The following is a 15,853-nucleotide window of genomic DNA, read 5'->3' on the forward strand; positions in this document are numbered from 1 at the left end:
GCCGGGGCGCGCGGGTCTCGGCGGGACGTGGTCCGGTCGGGGCGCGCGGGTCTCGGCGGGACGTGGTCCGGTCGGGGCGCGCGGGCCCGGCCGGATGCGGGTTCAGGACTTGAGGGCCTCGGCGAGCCGGGTGACGAAGTCCTGTTCGGCCGTGGAGACGCCCTCGGCGCCGTTGGAGACCGTGACGGCGATCTCGATCAGCCACTGCCCGTAGGCGTGCACGTCCTGCTCGGTGCCCTTGGCGCGGAGCAGGGCGATGGCCGTCGGCGCCGTGCCGAGCGCGTCGGCGATCGCCTCGTCCGGGGTGCCGCCCACGGTCTCGCCCACGGGTGTGCGGGCGGCGAGCGCGTCGAGGAAACCGCTGCCGTACTGGCCGGTCTCCATCAGCGCCTTGCCGCCCGAGTAGAGCTCCTTGGCCGTCGCGTTGACGCCGTTGTCCTCGGCCAGCACGGCCGCCCAGGCGACCTGTCGCGGCACGTGCAGCAACTGGTCGAGCTCGTCCTCGGTGAACGCCGATAGGTCGGTCATGGTCTGCTTTCTCCGTACGGGATCCGGTCCGGACGATGATCCCACTTCCGGCGCGGGCGTTCGTACCCCCGGAAGGCGGCCCAGCACACCGCCAGCGCCACCCCGAACACCGGCAGCCAGGCCAGCCGGGCGAGCACCCAGGCGGGCGAGCCGGGGGCGGTGTGCAGGCCCGGGAGGGAGTGGCCGGTGAGCAGCCCGAGGGTCGTAACGGCGATCATGGCGGTCTGGTGCCAGAGGAAGATGGTGATCGCCGACAGGTTCACCAGGGCCACGGCCGCCCAGGCGAACGGCCTCGCCAGTGCCCGGCGCAGCGGCCCGAGCACCAGCAGTGCGGCGCCGCACTGGGCGAGGCCGAAGGTGACGGCGGCGAGGGTGGGCGGGTCGAGGTTGGAGATCACGGCCCCGGGCACACCGACCATGGCCGCCGGATAACCACCCCAGAACACCAGCGCGACGGTGACCACCCCACCGCCGACCAGCAACCTCCCCCCATACGTCACGCCAGGGTTTCCGGCCAAGTTCGTGCCCAGGCAGTACGGCACCAGCCAGCCCGCCAGGACGTTCACCGAGCCGAGCCAGGCGGGGCCGCCGAGGCCGTAGCGGAGCAGGTCGATGAGGGCGACCGTGGTCAGAGGCCAGGCGGGGTGCAGCCGGGCGGCCAGTGGGGTGGCCGCCGTCAGCGCCGCGAACACCAGCAGGAACCACAGCGGCGACCACACCAGCCGGGCCAGCGTGCGCACCGGCTCCAGCCCGGTCCCGGCGGCGAGCATCGTGACCGCGACGACCGTCCACACCGCCACCACGGCGGCGACCGGCCGGAACAGCCGCGCCAGCCGCCCGCCCAGCCACTCCCGGTACGTCATCGGCGTCGAGCCTCGGCTCCGGGCCGCCACCAGCCCGCCCACCAGGAAGAACACCGCGAGCGTCTGGAACACCCACGAGACCGGGGCGAGGTAGGGCATGTCACGCAGCGGGCTCGCCCCGCTCATGGTGCCGCTGTCGGCCACCAGGGCCGTCACCAGCCAGTGGCCGAGCACCACGCCCAGGATGGCGAGCGCGCGCAGCCCGTCGACGCCTCGGTCGCGGTCGGCCGGGGTGGTCGTGTGGACGCGCAGGAGAAGGTCACGCACGCGGGGTCGCACCGGACACGATGGCGGCGATGTTGCGCAGGGAGAGGGAGCCGGGGCGCAGGTAGTCGCTGTGGGCGGCGGCACCGGCCGCGAAGCGCCGGGCGCCGGACTCCGGCGAGACCGGGTCGAGGCCGAGCCCGAGGGTGAGGAAGGGGAGCCGGAACTGCGCGTGGGGGACGGCGGAGATCCAGTCGTCCGTGCCGCGGGCGGCCCAGACAGGAGTGGTGGTGCGTAAGGCCGTGGTGGTGCCGGTGCCCGCGCCGCCGTACAGGATGATGCTCGCCATGCCCACCGGCCCGGCGGCAGCACGGCCGCAGACGACGGTGCCGTAGGAGTGGCACACCAGGGAGACCCTGGAGGGGCCGAGCTCCCGTACGAGAGCCTGGAGGCCCGGGACGGCCCCTTCCGCGCGGGCCGGGGTCAGGACGGTGGCGCTGAGCGTGCGCGGGGTCTTGTAGCCGAGCCAGGCGACGACGGCGGCCCGGTCGCCCAGCTCCCGCCGGAGGGCCTGCGCGCCGGCCTGGAGACGGCCGTATCTGTCGAGGCTGGTGTCCGAGCCGGGCACCAGGACGGCGACCCGCCCGGCCGTGGACAGGTCGCCGAAGACCTCCGCGCTCCGGCCGCCGTCGCGCCCGTCGAAGAACAGGAAGCGACGCCCCGGATCCGCCATCGCGCGCAGCGCGCCGGCCCGGCGCCGCTGGCCGTGGCCGGCGGCCATCCGCTCGGCCGCCAGGATGCCCCGGCGGACGGCGGCGTAGCGGGCTTCCGTGAAGCCCGCGGGCGTGGCGGCCGGCACGGGGGCGGGCACCTCCGTGCTCGCCATCGGCACGGCCACCGAGGCCGTGACCAGGGTGGTGGTGAACAGGGTGTGGCGCAGACGGGTGAACATGAGGCGAACCTATGGATCACGCCTCGTGGTCGGCGTCCCGCTGGAGAGTGCATCTTCGGCGTAGCTCTGAAGTACTACTCGGGGTACGCCCGCGCGGATCGGTCAGGCAGGTTCGAGGCCGAAGTGCGGCAGGCACGGCTCCAGGCCGTGGATCTCCACCGGAACGGACGCGGTGAAATCCGCTCGATCCAGGAGGAGTTGCTGCTGCACCGCCCGCTGCCCCCGCGCCTCGTGGACCGTCGTGCCGTTGAGCCGGTAGCCGAGCTTGCGGGAGACGGACAGCGAGGCCGGATTGTCCAGGAAGGCGCAGGAGACCGCCGTCTGCGCGCCCAGGCCGGCGAAGGCCAGGTGGAGCACGGCGGCGCGCATCTCGGAGCCCAGCCCCTTGCCCTGGTACGCGCGGCCCAGCCACGAGCCCGTGGACACCTGCCGCCTGATCGCGAAGCCGGTGGCCGCCAGGTCCTGGGTGCCCACCACGCGCCCTTCGTGGACGATGACGAAGTTGAGGCACCAGTCCTGCGGCTGCCACCGGCCCATGACGCCGAGCTGGTATCGGATCACGTTCCCGCCCAGCTCGCCGGCGGGCGCGTCGGTCCACGGCACGCCGAACGGCATCCGGTCAGGGGCGTGGACGCCTTCCAGGGCGCGGTCGGCCAGCTCGTCGAGGTCGTCGAGGGTGGGCAGCCGCAGTTCGAGGCGGGGCGTGGTCAGGTGCAGGTCGAATATCGGCCAGTGGCGCATGCCGCTCCATTGTTCCGGCTCGCGCGGCGGGAAGCAGGTGAATTACGCGCGGGCGGCCGGCGGCTGGCTCGACTACGCGCGGGCCGCCGGTTTGCGCCAGTACGTCAGGAAGCGCAGCAGCCACTCCACGGGCCCGTACCGGTGCCGTTTGAGCCACCACCGGCTGTACACGACCTGGAGGGCGAAGATGCCGAGCGCCATCAGCACCTCCAGCGCCGGGCTGACCTGGTCCACGAGCGCCAGCCCGTACCCGGTGAAGATCAGCGAGCAGATCAGCGACTGCGCCAGATAGTTGGACAGCGCCATCCGCCCCGGCGCCGCCAGCAGCCGTCCGAGCCGCGGCAGGTGCGGCAGCAGCCGAAGGAACGTCGCCCCGTACGCCGCGGCCAGCAGCGGAGCCGTCACCAGGTCCACCGCCTCGCCCCAGAACTTGCCCACCGCCCCGCTCCACGCCGACAGTGTGTAGAAGAACGCGCCCGCCAGCCCGGCCGTGAACCCGGTCCACTGCAGTTTGCGCAGCGTCCCCGTGTGCCGCGACAGGTCGCCCAGGACGCCCAGCTTGCCCACCGCGAGCCCGATCAGGCACGCGGCCAGCACGGCGGGCCCCTGGAAGAGGACGCGCAGCACGATGATCAGCGACAGCTTCCTGAGGTGCTCGGAGACGATCTGCCAGAACCCCCCGCCGAGCGCCGTGTCCGACGCGGCGGCCTCGGCGCTCCCGTCGGCCACCGTGCCCGACATGTCCAGTCCGGTCATGGCCAGCACCGCCAGCAGCACGAACCCCAGCGCCAGCAGCAGGGTCAGCGCGACGGCCAGCAGCACCGCCGTCCGCGGCCGGATCCTGCGGAAGATCAGCAGGGCCAGCCCCACGGCCGCGTACGTCGTCAGGATGTCCCCGGGGAACAGCAGCACCGCGTGCGCCAGCCCGAGCAGGAACAACCCCGCCAGCCGCCGCAGGAACATCGGCCCGAACGGCCGTCCCTGCCGCTCGGCGGAGCCGACCTGCAGCGTGAAGCTGTAGCCGAACAGGAACGAGAACAGCAGGTAGAACTTGTTCTCCAGGAACAGCGTCACGACCCAGCGCACGCCCCAGTCCAGGGACGAGTCGAACGCGGGCTCCGCCAGCCCGGCCATCCGGTAGCCGGAGGCCAGGAAGGCGATGTTCACGACGAGGATGCCCAGGAGCGAGAAGCCGCGCAGGGCGTCGACGGAGGCGATCCTCGCAGCCGCGAGTCGTGCGCCCGGCGTAACGGGAAATGTCTCCTGTGTCCTCATCAGGAGACATCATTCCGTACTACCTGAGTGTTTCCTGTGAATTTAGTTATTTAGGGCGATATAGATGAACCGCTCGATGATCACTGCCAACGCCACCGCGAAGGCCGGTATCGCCAGGAACAGCAGGCGCCTGCGAGCCCGGGGCGCCCGGTTCGGGCCGTTCAGCCGGATGATCTCGTAGCCGAAAAGTGCGACCCAGGTCACGCCCAGCGCGCCGATGCCCACCGGCGTCCACGGCGAGGTGGGGTCGCCACGCCCCTGGTACGGGTTCGGCTCCGGAATCTCGGTGCCCCGGACGAACTTCTTCCAGGTGTAGAGCGCCGCGTCGTCGTTGGAGAACACCCGCTTCAGATCGGGCGACTTGTCCAGCGCTGCCCGGTATTTCGCACCCCAGTCCGCCGGGAACCCCTCGTTGAGCTGCAGGTAGCTCACCTGGCCGCGACTCACCATCAGGTACGAGTTACGCGGCTGCTCCTTCAGCTTCTGCACCGAGTCCGCGATCAGCGTCGGATCCTTGTGCACGAGCGCCTGCCCGCCGAAGTTGACCCGCTCGATGTCCCGCTCACCCCATGGCAGCGTCGGCGTGACCTCCGGCCCCTCCTTGGGCACCAGGTAGAGCACCCTGGCACTGGGCTTGTCGTGGTCGTAGACGTAGTGCAGGGCGGCCACCTCGCCGGAGGTGACCCGCTCGAACTTCTCGTTGCCGTACCTCGCCACCAGGAACGCCATCGCGAACAGGACCGCGAAGCAGGCCGCGAGCACGACCGAGAGCTTCTTGGTCATTTCCGGATTGAAGCGCACGTTCCGCTTGCGCAGCGGCACCGTCTCCTCGCGTACGTCCGCGCTGTCGGACGGCAGGTTGGGGAAGAACGCGTACGCGGCCAGCAGACAGGCCCCGGGCAGCGCGAACATGTAGATCCGCAGCCCGATCTCGCCACCGTAGCTCTGCAGCCCCAGCGCCAGCACCGGCACGCACAGCAGGATCAGCGCCGAGCGGTCGAACACCCCGCGCCGCAGCCGCCTGAACAGCCCCGCCGCCGCACAGCCCAGGATCACCACGAGGATGCCCAGGCGGGCCTGCAGCACCAGCGCGTGCGCGGGATCGCTGCCCTCCACCCGGTCGGCGGTGTTGGTACGCAGGTTCTGCAGCACGTTGCCCAGGCCGCCGAAGATCGTGTCGATCTGGCCCGCCCAGAAGCCCACCGTCATGTAGCTGATCCACGCCAGCACGATGAGCCCGAGGAAGAACGGCAGCGCCCACGTCAGCGACGTCCGCTTGAACAGCAGGAACGCCGTCACCACGCCGAGCATCATGAACGGCGTGATCTGGTGCGAGGCCACCGACGCCACGAACAGCGCCACCAGCATCATCAGCATGAGCAGCTTGTCGGCGCGGTAGGTGCCGGTGTTGGCCAGCTCGCCCGGCGTCATCGCGTCCAGCTTGCCGAGCAGCTTGCGCAGGCCCTTGGGCGGGATCGGCTTCGTCCGCGTCTCCACCCGCCCGAACCAGCGCAACAGGATCGCCACGAACGCCAGATAGAGGGCGAAGGTGAACCCTTGGGGCGAGAAGTAGTCCTGCCCGATCCACTGCACCAGCACGAACAGCAGCGCCGCGAACCACCGAGCCCGCGTGGTCGCCACGACCTGACGCAGGATCAGCACGAACGGCAGCAGGTAGAGCAGGTTCGACAGGAGCGGCGTCCACTGCAGGATCGTCGTCATGTCGTCGATGCCGGCGGCCTTCGTCACGAAGGCGAACAACGCGAAGTATCCCGGCCAGCCCATGCGGGCGTCGATGCTGATCGCCGTCTCACCGGTCCTGCCGATGAACTCGACAAAACCGGCATGGATGTACGCGGTCGGGAAACGCGGCTCGTCGGCCACCAGCGCGCCCGCGCCGTGCAGGGCGAAGGTTATGGCGGCGATCTGGAACAGCAGCAGGAACTTGCGGTCCGTGCTCTGGGCGACCGTGACGAAGAACGACACGATCATGATCAGGATGGCGATGAACGCGGTGGTCGGCAGGGCCGAGATCAGCCCGAGGCCGTCGATGTCATCGGGGTTCACGCCGCGCAGCGGGCCGGGGGCGACCTTGAGGGCGAGGATGTACATGAAAAGGCCCTCGAGGACCAGCAGCACGGGCAGCCACTTGGGCGCACTCGCCACCAGCGCCCCGACCCTTGCCCCGAACCCGCGCGGCTTCTGGGCCACCTGCGCCTGCTGCCGCGTCCCGGCCTGCGGCGCCTCACCCTGCAGAGGCGGCGCACCTTGCGGCGACGCCTGCACCCCTTGAGCAGGCTGCACCAAATCGGCCAGCCCCCGCGCCTTACCCCCCGCCGCCACCCCACCGGCCGGGGCCCCACCGGGCACGCCACCGGCGGCTGCCGCTCCGGCAGGTCCACCAGCGGCTGTCCCACCAGCAGGTGCTCCGCCAGCGGGCGCTCCAGCAGCGGCTGCACTGCCAGCGGGGGCTCCACCGGCAGGCGCTCCACCGGAGGCTGCACCGCCGGCGGGGGCTCCACCAGCAGGCGTCCCGCCAGCAGGTGCGCCACTAGTGGGCGGCGCCTCGGCGGACGACACGGCGAAGGGCATCGTCCCGGCAGCGGCTGCGTCGAACGCCGACTTCCCAGCAGGCGACGCGGCCCCAGCGGCCGAAAACGCTCCCAGCGCCCCCGGCTTCCCACCGGCCCCGGGCTGCGCCCCTGCGGAACCCGGCGTCCCGGCCGCGCCAGTGGTGCCCGGCTTCGCCCCGGCGGACCCGGGGGTCCCGGCCGTGCCCGGCTTCGGCTCAGTGGAGTCTGTGGCGCCGCCCGTGCCCGGCTTCGGGCCGGTGGATCCTGCGGTGCTGGCCGTGCCTGGCTTCGGGCCGGTGGCGCCGAGCTTTGGGAGGCTCAGGCCTGGCTTGGTCTCGCCCTCCTCCTCGGCGTCGGCCTCAGGGTCGCTCGCCGGTTGGGGCCGGGCCGTGCTCTGAGGGCCGCTGGCGGGCTGCGGTCGCACGCCCTTCTGCGTGCCCGCGCTCGCACCTGCCGGGGGAGTCCCACCGGCCGGTTGCGGGCCGCTGGGCGGCTGGGAGCGGAGGCCGGGCTTGGTCTCGGACTCGTCCGGGGAGGCCGCCTCAGCCTTCCCCGACCCACCGGAAGCGCCGGTGCCCTTCGAGGCCGTCCCCGCAGCACCGGTCGTCTTGGACGCGGCACCATCAGTGGTGCTCGTCTTGGACGCGGCGCCATCAGCACCAGTTGTCTTGGACACGGCGCCATAAGTGGTGCCCGGCTTGGGTGCGGCACCACCACCGGCGCCCGGCTTGGCAGCCGTAGCGCCCGGTTTGGCGGGCGTAGCCCCGGCGGCAGGACCAGGCTTGGCGGCCGTCGTGCCACCAGCGGTGCCCGGCGTAGCGGGAGTCTCGCCGGCGGGGCCCGGCTTGGCAGGTGTAGCGCCCGGCTTGGCGGGCGTAGCGGCGCCGGCGGGGGCCGGTTTGGTGGGTGCGGGGCCTGGTTTGGCCGTGGTGCCGCTGGTGCCGGTGCTCGCCTGGTAAGGCGCGGAGCGGGTCTTCCGAGGCGCTGTGGGCACCTTGGACGTGCTCTCGGGGTCACCCTGCGCAGGCTTCGAAGCCGTCCCAGACTCAGTGGCGTCCTCGGCCGTCGGCGGGTGCCCGATGTGTACGGGCCCAGGCAGCCGGAACGCCGTGGTCCGCTCCGCGCTGGGCTCGGCATCCTCCCCAGCACCCTCAGAAGTGCCCTCAGCCGAGCCCTGCCCCTCACCAGAGGGCGGCTCGAACGTCAGCTTGGGGATGACCCCCGTAGCCTCCGGATCGAAGGGCACGTTCGACTCCTCCTTGTCCACATCCGAGGAGCCGGTGATCCCCGTTGTCCTGCCATCGCCGTCCCGTTGCCTCACGTTGACCATCATGCGGCCCCGGACGACCCCTGGGTGACAGTCGGTCTACCACTTTCGTCGAATTTGAGAATTTTACGTAGATTTCCAAAGATCAAAATTGCGACAAGCAGCTCGCTGAAGAGCAACCCGTACCCAACCGCGTTCACCTGGAAGTAAGGGAAGAGCGCGACAGTGGACACCAGCACGAGCACCGCCAGCCCGATCTGAACGGCCGCCAGCTTCCGCGCCTCGCTCTGCGCCCGCAGCGCGCTCAGATAGACCTCGATCAGCACCCGGGGCAGCACGGCCAGCGCCATCAGCCGCAGCAGCGTCGTGCCCTCGTCCGCGAAGGCGGAGCCGAAGATGGTCAGGATGAGCGGCGCCCCGAGTATCGCCACCGTGATGATCGGGATGACGATCATGAAGGCCCGCCGCAGCGCCCGCCGGCAGTTGAGGGCGAGCCTGGCCCGGTCGAAGGAGCCCTCGACGGTCAGCGACACCGCCATGTTCATGGCCAGCAGCTCGATCATGCTCGCCAGCGTGTGCGCCATCGAGAAGCGCCCGAACGTGGCCTCGCCCACCTGCGTGGCGATCACCACGGGCACCAGGTAGACGATCGCCAGGATCGACAGCGTGCCGGGGAAGTCCCCAGCCAGGAACCTTCCAATTTGGCGCAGCCGAGGCGGCTCCTGCGCCGGATCGGCCTGCTTGACGTGCCGGGGCACGATCACGCCGAAGATCAGCCAGTTGATCGGGATCAGGGCGAGCGCGGTCGGAATGACCCAGGAGACGAAGATGCCACCCGAGGGCAGCGCCCCGGCCAGGGCGACCAGCAGACCCATCTTGACCAGGCCGAAGATCAGGTTGTTCACCGGGACGAAGGTGGCCCGGCGCAGCCCGGTCAGCACCACGTCCTGCAGCGTGAACACGGCCCACACCACCACGGACGCCAGGAAGAACAGGCCCGGCCCGAACCCGGCCAGCACCGAATACGTCTTCCCCCACAGTGGCAACGTCAGCAGGAAGCCGACGGCCGCGACCCCGCCCGTGGCGGCGGCCAGGCCGTAGCCGCGCAGGATCAGCTCAGGGGTGCGGCGGCCCGCCACCGGCAGGAACCGGGCCAGCGCGCCCACGAACCCCAGCGCCGTCAGCGACGCGAACAGCCGCATCGCGGTGATCACCGCCTGGCCGCGGCCGAACTCCTCGGGCGTGTAGTAGTGGGCGGCCAGCAGCCAGTAGCCCATCCCGAGGACGCCCGTGATCACCGTGTTCGCCATGAGCGCGTAGCCCTGGCGGAACAGCGGGTTTCGGAGGTCGACGAGGATCTTTCCCCAGACCTTAGACATTGCCGCGCACCCGCTGCAGCCCGTACCTCGTCCTGCGCACGACGGCATAGCCCTTGGTGAGGATGCGCTCGCGCAGGTAGATGAGGGGTACGGCGTTGCCTTCGACGGCGCGCTTGAACATGTTGATGGTCGTGCCCTTGCCGACCGTCAACCGGGGGATGGCGAGCATGTCGTGCCGGTCCGCGGCGATCGTGTTGGCCACGGCACAAGCGGCGAAATATCCGGCCTTGCGGACTTCTCTGCGTACTCGGGCGCTGGAGTACCCGTACGGGTAGGCCATCGTGGCCACCGGCGCGCCGATCTTCTCCTCCAGCAGGCCCTTGTTCCTGCGCAGCTCCTGCCGCAGCTCCTCGTTGCGGAGCTGGTCGAGCTGCGGGTGGCTGTGGCTGTGCCCGCCGATCTCGATGCCGGTCTGGGCGGCCTCACGGGCCTGGCCCCAGGACAGCATGTCGTCCAGGGGCCGGCCCGCGGCGTCCTTGCCCGCGTCGGACACCCAGCCACTGGTCAGGAAGACCGTGGCCGGGAAGGCGTACCGTTCGAGCAGCGGCAGCGCGTTGCCGTGAAAGTCGGCGTAGCCGTCGTCGAACGTCACCACGATCGGCTTGTCCGGCACCGTACGCCCGTCGATCTTGTTGAGCGCGGCCACCAGGTCACCCAGGGTGAGCGGCGTGAAACCGCTCTCCTTCAGGTACGCCAGTTGCTCATCCAGGTCGGAGGGCCGGACCGCGTGCGGCCTGGTCTCGTCGTTGGGCGTGTCCGAGACGGAGTGGTACATCAGGATCGGAACCCGGATCATGAGCGTGCCACCTTCAGCCTGACGGAACCCACCACATAACCCCAGGTCGTCCAGGCCAGCCCGATGACGATCGCGGCGGCCCTGCCGAGCCCGCCCACGTCGCCGCGGACGGCCTCGCCGAGCCCGCGCAGCGCGCCGAGCGGCAGCGTCTTGATCGCGTGCGCCCGCTCGCTGGCCAGACCGTCCTGGGTGCCGACCTCCTGCGTCACCAGGGCCTTCGACAGCCCCTCCGCATAGCACCTGGACCTGAAGTAGGCGAACCGCTCGCGCTGCCTGGACACCTTGTGCCCGATCACCGCGCGCGGTTCGAACAGCATGACCGAGCCGGGCTTGCGCTGGCTCAGCCTGATGCAGAACTCGGTCTCCTCGCACCCCAGCGGACGCGACTTGCGCCCCTGGACGCTGCGCCCGATGCCACTGTGGAAGCCGCCCACCTCGGACACGACGTCACGCAGGAAGGCGGCGTTGCCACCCATGACGTTGCGGATCGGCGCCCTGACCGCGGGCATGCCGCGGTAGGTGCAACCGACCGTCCAGTCGAACTCGTACGGGAACCACCCCGGTCGCGCGCCCGACGCCCACAGGGGGTCGGTACGGCCACCCACGCCGACCACGCCGGGTTCCTGGAAGCCCTCCTCCAAAGCCTCCAGCCACCCGGCATCGGCGACCGCGTCATCGTCGAGGAACGCGACAATCTCACCGCCGGCCGTGGCCACACCGGTGTTCTTGCCCCCCGACAACCCTTGCTCGTGCGTGTTCTCCACCACGATGGCCTGCGGATATTCGCGCTTGAGCTTGAGGTGCAGGTCCGGGTTGTGGTCGACCACCAGGATCAGCTCGTATGCCGGGCGTGTCTGGTTCTCGACCGACTCGACTGCCTGCCTGATGTCCTCCCACCGCTCATCGGTGTAGACGCAGATGACAACAGACGTGTTCACAACGTTCCTCTTTATGCGACGCCTCGGTCAGCGGCGGGAGTGGCGGTGGGCTCAGGCTGAGGGGGAGAGGGCTGGCGTCGCCACTCCTTCAGGATGGTCTTGAGCACCCGGAAGCCATCTCGTACGACGTGCAGGTTGCTTTCGCCGTGAATGCGGTTGTGCTCGTGACTCGGCACCTCGTGCACCTTGAGGCCGGCCTTCGCCGCGCGCACGTTCATCAGGGTCTCCACCTCGAAACCGTCGCAGTCGAGGTCGAGCACCTCGAGGTGACGGGCCCAGAAGGCGTTGTAGCCGTAGCACAGGTCGGTGTACTTGGTGTTGTACATCACGTTGACGATCCCGGTGAGGACCTTGTTGCCAAGCCGCCGGTTGATCGTCAGGTCGTCGCTGCCACCGCCGGAGGCGTAGCGCGACCCCTTGACGAAGTCGGCACCGGTCACCAGCGCGCCCACGAAGTTGATGATCTCGTGGCCGTCGGTCGAGCCGTCGGCGTCGATCATCACGATGATGTCGCTGGTGCACGCGGCGAACCCGGCGGACAGGGCGTCACCCTTGCCCTTGCCGGTCTGCGTCACAATCTTGACGTTCGGCCGCAACCGCTTGGCCACGGCCACGGTGTCGTCTTTGGAGTTGCCGTCGACGAGCACGATCTCATCGACCCACTGGGGGATCGTGGCGAAGACATGAGGGAGGTTCTCCGCCTCGTTCATCGCCGGAACGACCACGCTCACCGTCGGGGAAATGGCCAGGTGCGGGGTGACGGGCGTGAAGCTCGAAGGTGGCGGCATGGAACGCAAGGGCGAGACTTGGACCTTGCCGTTGTGCTTGGTGATCTCGGGACTCATGGCGAGGGAAATCCTTCCGGGACCCGGCGTTGCGGACCGGACGGAACCACTCCCGGGTGCTGCGGGAATGGCGAAGCCGGTGGACGGTGCATTGATGGGTCCTGTGGAGTGTGAGGGTGGGTGGTGCACTGCCGGGAGGGGTGGTGAGGCGCTCAGCGTTCTTCGGTCGGTTCTGCTACTGCGTTGGTGACTCTTGCTGCTGCATCGAGCTGCGGACCCGACCGAAGCCCTTGAGGACACGGTCGGCCGCTCTATAAAGAGACGGTCGATCCATGACAATTGTTCGGGCTTTGTTGAAAGGAGTTCGGCCCATCCAGTGGACCGCCGCCGACGGGGACGGTCGTGCGATACGGCCTTCGGCGACATAGAGGACCCCGCTCTTCAGCCAGTCCTTGTACTCCTTGCCGCCCTTACCCATGTCCACCATGTGCAGACCATCGTTCGCGGCGGCTTCGGCCATCTGGAGATGGTGGACGATACCGGGCGAATAGCGGCCGAACTCGGTGTCGTAAGCGGGGAACCACCCTACAAGCGTGGTGGCGGTACGGAGGCCGAAATGCCCGGCCACCGGGACGTCTCCGGCATAAAGCATGGTCAGAACGCCCGCGAAGTCCGATGACTTTTCGGCATGCATCATGTCCGTCAATTCGACGATCCACGGCTGCGCGAACCTGTCCACCCGGCCAGTTCTCCGATACTGGTCCGATTTCCAGGCCAGCAGGGTGCGCAGCACCTCGGGGTCGGCCGAGGCCCACTCCAGGCGCAGCTCGCCCTGTTCCCGCCCGAGCTTGCGCTCCTTGTAGCGAACGGTCTTGAGGTTCTTCGGCGAGTTGGTCTTCACCTGTTCGATCCAGGCGTCGAACCCGGCGGTGAAGTCCATCACCGGCGCCGGCCGGACGTCGGCCTCGTAGGGCGCGAACGTCGGCTGCCCCGCCACCAGGTGGTCGAAGTCGAAGACGCTGAGCTTGCAGGCCCGCAGCAGGGCCTTGGCGTCGAGCTTCAGGTCGGGCGTGGAGATCAGCCCGTGGCACGTGGTCAGGAAGCCCCCGAGCGGCTTACCGATGCCGAAACTGTGCCGTTCGTACGGGAAGAATCCCGTGATGCCGCTCCCGTCGGAGATGACCGCCACCCTCACGTAATCGCGCAAGCGGTCCATCGCCACGGCGAACTCGACGGACAGGAACGGGTTGTCCAAGCTGGGATCGGCCTTCTGCAGCTCCCGCCATCGGGCGCGCTCGGAGTCTCCGAGCTCTCCCGGCCGAACTACCTGGATGTTCACCTTGCCCTGGCCCCCTGTTCGGTCTGCATGCTCTTCCCCCGGTACAAGACCCGAAGCACGTACATGAACCCTCCGAGCACGGCCACCGTCGCCACACCGGCCCGGGGCGACCACGCGTTGAAGAGCAGCATGGCCTCAGCGAGAAGCACGTTGAGCACGAGACTCGCCGCGGCTCCTACTGATAGTGCGGCAAGGGGGTCACGATCCCGCAACAGTCCCACCACTGCCGCTCCTGGTACGACCAGGAGGAACAAGGAGATAAGGAACGGGCGCAGCGGTGTCTCGATATCGAACAGCGCGACGACCGCTCCCGCGATGCAGGCGAGCCCGACCAGCCAGGCCAGCGCTCTGCGGTGCTGCTTGAGCATCTCCCGTTTCTCTCCTGCTCTCACTGGATATAGCGCGATTGATCGCAGTTCATGGGACCAACCCTCGCTAGGACACGTCAATGCCGACGCTTGGTGACGCGCTCCGGTTTACCCGCAGGCGGAGTTTTCTCATGTGACCTTCAGCACATGGTCAAGCGTTCGTGGTTCCGACACGTGTCGCCAAGCACCCCAGGATGCCCTATGTAGCCTAGGATCTTCGAGTCAGGGTCCGATATATCCCGATTTGTCGTCCCAAACCGCGGATCTACTTTACGTTGACGTTGCCTTTGCTCGCGTCATCCGGAGCGGTGGCCACTCCTTCGCCGGGCGTGGGGGTCGGTTCCTCGGTCTCCGTGGGCTCGTCCGTCGGCGGCCCGGCCGTCGAAGGCCCGCCGTGCCAGCTCAGCGAGCAGGTTGCCGGACCGCCGCTGGAGGTGAAGGAGACGCGGCCGCTGCCGGAGCCGGCCGGGTCGGCCACCGTCACCTGGATCGTCACGGAGCCACCGGCCCTGATCGACCCGCTCGCCGGCCGCACGTCCAGCCCCTGCGAGGCGGTCGCCACCCAGGAGACCGTGGCGTTGCGGGCCCTGAGACCGATGCCGGCCTCGCCGTCGATCGTTCCAGGGCACGAGACGCCGAGCCGGGCGCCGGGCACGGCCCTGCGCCGTGTGGGGACGGGGGCGGGCCGCGTGTTCCTGGGCCGCGCGGCCGCGGGCCGCCCGCTGGGAGTGGCCGACCGGGTACGCCTCGGCGTCGGTGCCGGCGACGGCGTGAGCGAGTCGTGCCCGATCACGGGGTCGGGCGTGGGGGTCTCCTCGGCGGCGGAGACCGTGGGGGAGGGTGTGGGCCGCAGGGCGCCGCTGGTGGACGCGTCGCGGCCGTTGATCACGACCATGGCGCCCGTCGCGGCCAGCAGCGCCGCGCCCGCCAGCACCAGCGGAGCCAGCCGGCGCGGCCGGCGCCGATTCGATGGGTATTCGAGCGTCACGGGGAAGCCGGTCCTGTCGAAGCTGTCGCCGCGATCGGTGATCAGCGTGCGCGTCTGGTCCCGCTCGGGGTTGACGCACGTGTCGATCACCCGCCGGCGCAACGACAGCGGCGGGTACGCCACCGGCACCATCTCCAGCAGCCGCGCGGCCGAGACGTGCCGGTGCCGCCCCTCGGTGCACACCTCGCACCCGCCGACGTGCCCGGACAGCCTTCGCCGCAGCAGCGGGGTGAGGGGCCCTTCCCAGGAGTCCAGCATCGCCGACAGGTCGGGGCAGTGCGCCCGGCCGGTTCTGGCCAGCACCACGGCCGCGGCGGCGTTCTCCAGGTGGTCGCGGGCCCTGGCGAGCCTGGCGGCCGTCTGGCGGGAGGTCAGCCCGAGCACCGCGCCGGCCTCGGCGGGCGTCAGGCCGTGGCGCAGCGACAACTCGAGGATCTCGCGCTCGCTCCTGCGCAGCTCGCCGAGCGTTTCGTAGACCTGGCCGGACAATTCGGAGTCGGGTTCCGGTTGCGACGGGGTGGGGCCGGCGCGGTGGGCCAGCCGGGCGCGCACCTGGAACCTGGTGAGCGCGTACAGCCAGGCCCGGAGGCGCGCGGGCTCCTTGAGACGGGCCACGCACCCCTGGGCGGTGACCAGCGCGTCGTGCACGGCGTCGGCGGCCACGTCCGCCGGCTCGGACAGGGAGTGGGCGTAGTCGTGCAGCCGCTCGCCGTAGGAGTCATAGAGCTTGGCGGGCGCGTCGGCGTCGGCCCGCCGCAGCGCCTCCACCAGCTCGTGATCGTCGGCGCGGTCGACGGTCGGCCATCCAGGCACGGATTTCCTCCCCGCGTGTTGGAGCGGCACTCAGACCCCACGCG

13 protein-coding genes are annotated in these 15,853 nt (G+C 70.0%); all 13 read right to left on the reverse strand.

Features of this window, described 5'->3' with window-relative positions; translation table 11 throughout:
* Positions 1 to 102: 102 nt before the first annotated feature.
* The 13 genes from C4V41_RS52120 to C4V41_RS52180 all read right to left on the reverse strand — a co-directional run bounded on the left by C4V41_RS52120 (position 103) and on the right by C4V41_RS52180 (position 15,809).
* Positions 103 to 528 (reverse strand): hypothetical protein, encoded by a 426-nt coding sequence (locus tag C4V41_RS52120; RefSeq protein WP_103963523.1) that lies wholly within the window; start codon positions 526 to 528, stop codon positions 103 to 105.
* Positions 525 to 1,658 (reverse strand): acyltransferase family protein, encoded by a 1,134-nt coding sequence (locus C4V41_RS52125; RefSeq protein ID WP_103963524.1) that lies wholly within the window; start codon positions 1,656 to 1,658, stop codon positions 525 to 527. The genes C4V41_RS52120 and C4V41_RS52125 overlap by 4 nt, the downstream gene beginning before the upstream one ends.
* Positions 1,651 to 2,547, reverse strand: a complete 897-nt coding sequence (locus C4V41_RS52130; RefSeq protein WP_103963525.1) for an alpha/beta hydrolase — start codon at positions 2,545 to 2,547, stop codon at positions 1,651 to 1,653. The genes C4V41_RS52125 and C4V41_RS52130 overlap by 8 nt, the downstream gene beginning before the upstream one ends.
* A 102-nt stretch (positions 2,548 to 2,649) precedes the next feature.
* Positions 2,650 to 3,288, reverse strand: coding sequence for a GNAT family N-acetyltransferase (locus tag C4V41_RS52135; protein WP_103963526.1), 639 nt, complete (start codon positions 3,286 to 3,288; stop codon positions 2,650 to 2,652).
* Between the two features lie 72 nt (positions 3,289 to 3,360).
* Positions 3,361 to 4,563, reverse strand: a complete 1,203-nt coding sequence (locus C4V41_RS52140; protein ID WP_103963527.1) for a DUF418 domain-containing protein — start codon at positions 4,561 to 4,563, stop codon at positions 3,361 to 3,363.
* A gap of 42 nt (positions 4,564 to 4,605) precedes the next feature.
* Positions 4,606 to 6,933 carry a hypothetical protein gene (locus C4V41_RS52145; protein WP_146104136.1) on the reverse strand — a complete coding sequence of 776 codons (2,328 nt, stop codon included), beginning with the start codon at positions 6,931 to 6,933 and terminating at the stop codon, positions 4,606 to 4,608.
* 1,532 nt (positions 6,934 to 8,465) lie between these two features.
* On the reverse strand, positions 8,466 to 9,782 hold the full coding sequence (locus tag C4V41_RS52150; protein WP_103963529.1) for a lipopolysaccharide biosynthesis protein: 1,317 nt from the start codon (positions 9,780 to 9,782) through the stop codon (positions 8,466 to 8,468).
* Positions 9,775 to 10,578 (reverse strand): polysaccharide deacetylase family protein, encoded by an 804-nt coding sequence (locus C4V41_RS52155; RefSeq protein WP_103963530.1) that lies wholly within the window; start codon positions 10,576 to 10,578, stop codon positions 9,775 to 9,777. Before C4V41_RS52155 ends, C4V41_RS52150 begins: the two co-directional genes overlap by 8 nt.
* Positions 10,575 to 11,516, reverse strand: coding sequence for a glycosyltransferase family 2 protein (locus C4V41_RS52160; protein ID WP_103963531.1), 942 nt, complete (start codon positions 11,514 to 11,516; stop codon positions 10,575 to 10,577). Before C4V41_RS52160 ends, C4V41_RS52155 begins: the two co-directional genes overlap by 4 nt.
* A gap of 11 nt (positions 11,517 to 11,527) precedes the next feature.
* On the reverse strand, positions 11,528 to 12,361 hold the full coding sequence (locus C4V41_RS52165; protein WP_103963532.1) for a glycosyltransferase family 2 protein: 834 nt from the start codon (positions 12,359 to 12,361) through the stop codon (positions 11,528 to 11,530).
* 175 nt (positions 12,362 to 12,536) lie between these two features.
* Positions 12,537 to 13,640, reverse strand: a complete 1,104-nt coding sequence (locus C4V41_RS52170) for a GNAT family N-acetyltransferase (protein WP_103963533.1) — start codon at positions 13,638 to 13,640, stop codon at positions 12,537 to 12,539.
* The gene (locus C4V41_RS52175) at positions 13,637 to 14,008 is read right to left on the reverse strand and encodes a hypothetical protein (protein WP_103963534.1); all 372 of its coding nucleotides are present in this window, start codon (positions 14,006 to 14,008) and stop codon (positions 13,637 to 13,639) included. Before C4V41_RS52175 ends, C4V41_RS52170 begins: the two co-directional genes overlap by 4 nt.
* Positions 14,009 to 14,273: 265 nt before the next feature.
* Positions 14,274 to 15,809, reverse strand: a complete 1,536-nt coding sequence (locus tag C4V41_RS52180; protein WP_103963535.1) for an RNA polymerase sigma factor — start codon at positions 15,807 to 15,809, stop codon at positions 14,274 to 14,276.
* Positions 15,810 to 15,853 lie beyond the last annotated feature (44 nt).

The sequence above is a fragment of the Nonomuraea solani genome (genome assembly GCF_900108335.1).
Taxonomy (GTDB): Bacteria; Actinomycetota; Actinomycetes; order Streptosporangiales; family Streptosporangiaceae; genus Nonomuraea; species Nonomuraea solani.